Raw genomic sequence first — 2,404 nt, 5'->3', positions numbered from 1 at the left:
TCCTGAGCATAGATACTGCCCAGATTGAGCAGAATCCCTTTTGATAAGGCTTTAGTATAAAGTAATTTCATTGATATGGAAGGCAATATTTTTATCCAGACAAAAAACCCTCCTTTTGGGATATTCCATGTCGCCACATCTTTCAAATGAGTTTCTAAAGCACTCAAGGCCAATTCTCTTCTCACCTTTAAATGCTGCCTAACCTTTTCTACATGCTGCTGGTATTGGCCGGAAGTAAACCACTCCGCCGCTACTCTTTGGGATAGCGAACTGGATCCGTAATCTGTTTGCATTTTAATGTCAGATAAACGTTCAATCACCGGTTCCGGTCCGACGATCCATCCAATCCTCAAACCTGGGCTTAAAGTTTTCGATAAACTTCCTATATACAGTACATGTCCATTTTTATCAATTGTTTTAATAGGATATGGCGGGATTTCATCGATCCATAACTCACGATAAATGTCATCTTCAATAATAGGAAGCTGTGTATTCTCACTTACTGCTAGGATTTCTTCCCGCCGCTTTTTAGACATAAGAATACCAGTCGGATTGTGAAAACATGGATTTGTATATAAGATAGCCCTTCCACGCTCTCCTCTTGTTAAATGAACATTTTCAGGCAAAAGTCCTTCATTATCCATAGGAAGTCCAGTCAGCTTCATACCAGCTGATTGAAATACGTGTAATGAATAAAGGTAGGAGGGCTGATCAAGATATACGGTTGATCCTCTTTGTAACAGCCCCATTGATATTAGCTGCAAGGCTTGCAGCGCTCCTGAGACAATCAGAATGGAAGAAGATGAGACGTTGATTCCAATGGTTTTTAAATAGTTGCTCAATGCCTCCCTCAAAGGTAAGTAACCTTTTGGTTCTTCATATCCGAATGCCTCCATGTGTTGAGATACCTTCCCCATCATCTCTTTCATAACAGCCAAAGGAAAAATCTCAGCTGAAAGTTCACCTTTACTGAGCTGTATAAGGTCTGTATTTGATTCTAATTGATTGATCTCTTGAACGATTTTTCGGCTTGGCATCTGAATGCCAGAGGTGACATATCGATCCCAATCGGGAGCAGAATTCTTAGCCATCAGTGTCCATGTGTTGTTCATAACAACTGTGCCTTTCCCCATTGTGCCTTCTATTAACCCATCAGCCATCAATTCCTCTAAGGCTGTAATCACTGTGCTCCGATTCACCTGAAAATCTTTTGCAAGCGTGCGCTGGCTTGGAATCTTGCTTCCAATCGGCCACTCTCCATTTCCTATTTTCTCTTTAATAAAATGAACGATTTGTCTGTACTTAGGGAGCTTTTTCATCTTTTTTTCTTCTGGAAAGCTCATAGAATTGGTCTCCTTAAAATAAATTGGTTGGGTCAAAATCCGTTTAACTGGTTGAAGCCATATCACCAAATCTTTATTAATATAAAAACACATTAAATAACTGGTTGGTTTTTGTAAAGAGGAGAGGGAAATATGCAAAAGAAAACAGTTCAATTGATCACCTCAAACAGTCTGATGATCTGTTTATGGGCATCTGCTTTTCCGGGAATTCGCGCAGGACTAGAAGGGTACACACCAGAACACCTTGCTTTATTTCGCTTGTTAATCGGCTCTATGGCATTATTGCTTTTTGCTGTTTTGACTCAGATGCGCCTACCCGACTTGAAAGACATTCCTGCCATTTTTCTTTTAGGGTTTTTAGGTTTTGCACTGTATCACATTTTGCTGAACATTGGTGAAAAAACAGTTAGTGCCGGAGTTGCAAGCTTACTCGTTACTACAGCACCGATCTTTTCAGCCATGCTATCCCGCCTGTTTTTTAGAGAGCATTTTGGATTTGCGAAATGGATTGGCTCTATGATCAGTTTATTGGGTGTGTCATTGATTGCATTTGGGTCTGGAGACTATACTTATTCAATGAAAGGTATTTTGTTCATCCTGCTGGCCGCTTTTTCGGAGAGTATTTATTTCGTTTTTCAACCCCGCTATATAAAAAAATATGGATTTATCCGATTCGTTACATTTTCAATTTGGGGCGGAACAATACCTATGCTTATGTTTCTGCCAGGCTTAGGCGGAGAGATGATAAACGCCTCTACGAACGCAACATTGTCAATTGTTTATTTAGGTTTATTGCCAACAGTTGTGCCATACTTTGCCCTTGCATATGTCACTTCACTCGTCGGGGCTTCAGAAGCAACCCTTTCACTTTATGTTACACCCGCTTTAGCCTTGATCATATCTTGGATCTGGATCGGCGAAATACCCACACTGATCTCTCTGCTAGGCGGAGTGGTAACAGTCGGCGGAGTATGTTTTACCTACCTAAAAGTAAATAAAATGAATAAGTTTTTCATCACCCATTTTTCTGTTAAAAGGATTAAAAAACTCTAAAACAAAAA

General features: G+C 40.0%; 2 protein-coding genes. One reads left to right on the top strand and one right to left on the bottom strand.

All coding sequences use genetic code 11. From position 1 onward, the window contains the following. A partial coding sequence (locus tag C1T29_RS03405) for an aminotransferase-like domain-containing protein (RefSeq protein WP_208945616.1) occupies positions 1-1,343 on the bottom strand: 1,343 nt, incomplete at its 3' end. A 132-nt stretch (positions 1,344-1,475) separates the two neighbouring features. Here C1T29_RS03405 and C1T29_RS03400 point away from each other — a divergent pair. Then, entirely contained in the window at positions 1,476-2,396 is a 921-nt protein-coding gene (locus tag C1T29_RS03400; RefSeq protein WP_103749731.1) for a DMT family transporter, read from the top strand. The last annotated feature ends 8 nt before the right edge of the window (positions 2,397-2,404 follow it).

The sequence above is a fragment of the Bacillus sp. MBGLi79 genome (assembly GCF_002953915.1).
Note: the sequence above shows the minus strand (reverse complement) of the source record. Positions and strands in the feature narration are given on the sequence as shown.